The following is a 4,814-nucleotide window of genomic DNA, read 5'->3' as shown; positions in this document are numbered from 1 at the left end:
AATTTCCTTCCACCGCGATTTTCATAATGCAATATTCGACATCGGATGGTTGGAGTCCTGCTTTTTTAAAAAATTTTAATCAAAAAAAGCGCGGCATTTATTTCTTTTGATGTTGCGTTTGCCGCGCTTTTATCCTTTTCTCTATTGAATAGGTGATGTTATTTATTTGATAAAGAACATTCTATGTCATGAATGTAAATTAAATAGGACTGTGAATAGTAACCTTAAAATTACCAGAAAACAGATTCAATACAATCCTACCCTGGACAAATGAAGAAAAAGCTCTCTCCCGTTAGCGCCAACAAGGGATAGCTTTTCTGCTTCTGTCATTAAAATTCCTTATTAATCTTACTGATTAAAGTTGTATGGTTGGTAACTTGTTCCTCCACGTTTTACATAAGGGGAAATATGCGTAATAGCCCGTGCAGCGCTTGTAACCTCCCTGCTGGGCTACATATTAATAATTATCAATAAAGTTAATTATTAAATCGCTAAACATAATTATATTCTATTGCTATAATAAGAGGTTTATATGGCAGTAGAAAGAATATTAAAAAGTAGAGTAATTATCTTTAAAATCAAGCTTATCAAAAATGGGTGTCTAAAAAGGAGGTTTAATGCACAAAAAAATGAAAAAAGATCTTAGCCGTCGTGATTTTCTAAAGTATTTAGGACTAGGCACGGCCGGGACAGCTTTGTTTGAAGGAGCGGCAGCCGTCCCGGCTATTGCAAGCGGCGGGGAACATCCCAGTTTTGACGTTCCCCCTTCAAAATTAAAAAGAGCCAAAGAGACTCCAACTGTCTGCTCATATTGCGGCTGCGGATGCGGTATTGTTATTTATTCGGAAGACAATTCAATAACCCATATTGAAGGCGATCCGGATAACCCCATCAACGTCGGCTCCTTATGCCCCAAAGGAAGCGGCATTTCGGACGCCCACACCATCGTAGAAAAGGTAGATAAACGTGTTCCCAACAAGAACCGGGTAACGGACGTGCTTTACCGGGCGCCGGGAAGCAGCGATTGGGAGGTAAAAGATTGGGATTGGGCTTTTTCGGAAATTGCCAAGAGGGTTAAAAAGACCCGTGACGCAAGCTTTGAATTAAAAGACGACAAAGGGGTTACGGTTAACCGCGCTGAAGCCATCGGCCACCTGGGCAGCGCTTCCCTGGACAACGAGGAGAATTATCTGCTCCATAAAATACACCGTGCGCTTGGGACAGTTAATATGGACCATCACGCCCGTCTCTGTCACTCAAGCACAGTGCCCGGTCTGGCCAACTCTTTCGGCAGGGGCGCGATGACGAATCATTTCATTGATTATCGAAACTCCGGCGCTTTTTTGATCATCGGCGCCAACCCCGCTGAAAACCACCCCCAGGCGATGCGCTGGATAGGAGCCGCAAAATTGAAGGGCGCAAAGATCATCGTCGTAGACCCAAGGTTTACGAAGACCGCTTCCAAGTCGGATATCCATGTGCGTATACGTCCGGGAACAGACATAGCTTTCCTCAACGGCATGATGAACTATGTTATTGAAAACAACCTTTTCTTCTACGACTATGTTTTAAATTATACCAACGCTTCCTGCCTGGTCAGCCCTGACTATGCTTATGAAGAAGGGCTTTTCTCGGGAGCGGAGGTTAAAGACGGTAAATTTACTTATGACAGCAAAAAATGGGACTATCAGAAAGACGGAGACGAGATCAAAAAAGACCCGACTTTGCAGGACCCCAGGTGTGTATTCCAGATTTTGAAGCAGCATATGTCCCGTTATGACTTAAACACGGTCAGCAAAATAACCGGCGCTCCGGAAAGCCTTCTGCGTGAAGCATACGATGCATTCGGCGCCACCGGAAAACGGGATAAGGCAGGTAATGTTATCTACGCCATGGGAATTACCCAGCACAGCTACGGCGCTCAGAATGTCCGGGGAACGGCCATGGTCCAGCTGCTGCTCGGCAATATAGGAATCGCCGGTGGAGGGGTAAACGCCCAGCGCGGCGAATCAAACGTGCAGGGTTCAACCGACATGGCTATGCTTTATCATTATTTACCCGGTTACCTTAACTGCCCCGTTGCGCCCAAGCATCCCACTCTTGAAGAATATATCAAGGTAGAAACCCCGAAGACAAGCTACTGGTCAAATAAGCCCAAGTTTTTGATCAGCATGCTGAAAGCCTGGTATGGCGAGGCGGCCGCCAAAGAAAATGATTTCTGCTATGACTGGCTGCCGAAACTGGACGGAAAAGATCATTCGCACATGGCTATCTTCGAAAAAATGGACGAAGGAGTCATCAAAGGCTTTTTTGCCTGGGGACAGAACCCTGCTGTAGGCGGGCCGCTGGCTTCGGCTGAACGCAAGGCCATGGAAAAGCTGGACTGGATGGTTTCCGTTGATCTGTTCCCGACAGAAACGGCAACGTTCTGGAAACGACCCGGTGTAAACCCCGCCGACATTAAGACGGAAGTCTTTATGCTGCCGGCGGCTTTTTCTTACGAGAAGGAAGGCACGGTAGCAAACAGCGGCCGCTGGCTTCAGTTCCGCTGGAAGGCTGTCGACCCTCCCGGCGCGGCTGAAAGCGACCTCTGGATCGCCGATCGTCTTTTTAAAGCAATCCGAAAGGAATACCAATCCGGTGGCGTTTTCACAGATCCGATCATGAAAATGGTCTGGAACTATGACACCCCCGGAATGGACGAACCGGATATTAACAAAGTAGGCATAGAAATCAACGGTTATACCATAGCTGACGGAAAGCCTCTGGAGACTTTCGCCAAACTGACTGATGACGGCGCTACAGCCTGCGGATTATGGATTTATGCCGGTTACTGGGCGGAGGATCCCGACGCCAAGGTTCCCGCCTGCCAGAGAAGAATTCCCACAGACAAAAGCGGCCTGGGGCTTTATCCCAAATGGACCTTTGCCTGGCCTTTGAACCGTCGCATCATTTATAACCGCTGTTCATGCGACCCGGCGGGCCAGCCCTGGAATCCGGAAAGAGTACTGGTCCAGTGGGACGGCGCAAAATGGGTAACCAACGACGTGCCTGATTTCGGTTTCAAAGACGCCAAGACCAAAGAGCCGACCCCGCCAGAGAAAACCGCCAAGGCGCCCTATATTATGGTCCCTGAAGGCGTAGGAAGACTGTTTGCTCCAGGAATGAAGGAAGGTCCTTTAACAGAACATTATGAGCCGGTGGAAAGCCCTGTCAAGAACCTGATCGGCAAACAGCAAAACAATCCGCTGGCCACCAAATACAAAGGGAACTTCAGCAAACTGGCTGAAACAGGGAGCAAGGAGTTCCCCTACATTGCTACAACACATCGGTTGATCGAACATTATCAGAGCGGCGCCGTGACCAGAAATTGCCCCTGGCTGGTAGAACTGATGCCTGAAATGTTTGCCACAATCTCTCCGGGACTGGCTAAAAAACTCGGCATCAAGGCCGGCGACGATGTTCTTGTAAGCAGCGCCCGCGGTGAAATTGAATGCAAGGCCAATGTCATGCCTATTATACAACCGTTAAAAATAAACGGCAGCATGATAGAAATTATTTGCATGCCTATCCACTGGGGTTATGCTGGTCTGGCGCCCGGAGCCTCAGTTAATGATTTAACACCCTGTATTGGTGATGCGAATACAAATATTCCAGAATATAAAGCCTTCCTTTGCAATATAAGAAAGGCATAATGGAGGTGCAAAAATGCCCAAAGGTGTCCTAGTGGATGTGACCCGCTGCATTGGCTGCAGAAGCTGTCAGGTCGCCTGCAAATCATGGAACGATTTGCCCGCCACGCCAACCATATTCAGCAACAGTTGGGATAACCCCCCTGATATGACTGCCACCAATTGGACGCGGGTAGGCTACCACCTGATTGAAAAAGAGGGCCAGTTGAAATGGCGTTTTGTTAAGAGACAGTGCATGCATTGTGAAGAGCCGGCCTGTGAATCAGCCTGCTTTACCCATTCTTTTGTGAAGACAAAAGAAGGCGCCGTAATTTACAAGCCAACCGAATTAAACCAGGATTACTGCGTCGGCTGCCGTTACTGCATGATTGCCTGTCCGTTTTCAGTGCCGAAGTTTGAATGGGACAAAGCTTTCCCCTTCGTCCGCAAGTGTAAGTTCTGTTACGACCGCATGAAGGAAGGAGACAAGCCCGCCTGTGTGACAACATGCCCGACCGGCGCCCTGCAATTTGGAGAAAAAGAAGAAATACTTGCCGAGGCTCATCAAAGAATTGACAGTAACCCCAACTACATTAAACATGTTTATGGTGAAAAAGAATACGGGGGCACTTCCTGGATGTATATCTCCGACGTTCCCTTTGAGGAAATTGGTTTCAAAACAGATGTTTCCGAAAAACCGATTCCTCTATATTCATGGGATATCCTCAAGTGGACTCCCTGGATTTTTGTGGGCTGGGGAGCAATCCTGACTGCATTATATACTTATAACAAAAGACGGGCCGAAGTTCATCATGAGGAAGAAATGTATGCGCCTGTCCAAGACGAGGAATAAGGAGGTGCTCGTTTAGGTGAATTATAAAATCTGGCGTTTTGGAAAGTGGACATTCCGGCTCACAACCACAAGATATATTTTAATGGCTTTAGGATCCGTAACAAAATAACTCATAACTGCTCTTGAGGGTGTATTGCGTAATTCCAATCACCATGGAACTCGGAGCGCTCCAAGCGCACAGTGTTAAGTTCGGCATCGGACACCCGCACGCCGGTCGGGTACTCGTTGTTATCGAGTTGACGCCTCACCTCAAGGCCGGCGGCGGTGGTAGGGTTGGCGATGAGGCTGAC

3 protein-coding genes are annotated in these 4,814 nt (G+C 47.8%); 2 read left to right on the top strand and 1 reads right to left on the bottom strand.

Annotated features, from left to right (window positions below; translation table 11 throughout):
• Positions 1-629 precede the first annotated feature (629 nt).
• Positions 630-3,695 carry a formate dehydrogenase-N subunit alpha gene (gene fdnG / locus DEH07_11490; protein ID HBY05106.1) on the top strand — a complete coding sequence of 1,022 codons (3,066 nt, stop codon included), beginning with the start codon at positions 630-632 and terminating at the stop codon, positions 3,693-3,695.
• A 13-nt stretch (positions 3,696-3,708) separates the two neighbouring features.
• Entirely contained in the window at positions 3,709-4,524 is an 816-nt protein-coding gene (locus DEH07_11485) for a (4Fe-4S)-binding protein (protein ID HBY05105.1), read from the top strand.
• Between the two features lie 110 nt (positions 4,525-4,634).
• On the opposite strand, the gene DEH07_11480 is transcribed toward DEH07_11485, so the two are convergent.
• On the bottom strand, positions 4,635-4,814 hold a 180-nt coding region (locus DEH07_11480; GenBank protein ID HBY05104.1), incomplete at its 5' end, for an ISAzo13 family transposase.

Origin of the sequence: Desulfotomaculum sp. (assembly GCA_003513005.1) — a bacterium.
Classification (GTDB): Bacteria; Bacillota; Desulfotomaculia; order Desulfotomaculales; family Nap2-2B; genus 46-80.
Note: the sequence above shows the minus strand (reverse complement) of the source record. Positions and strands in the feature narration are given on the sequence as shown.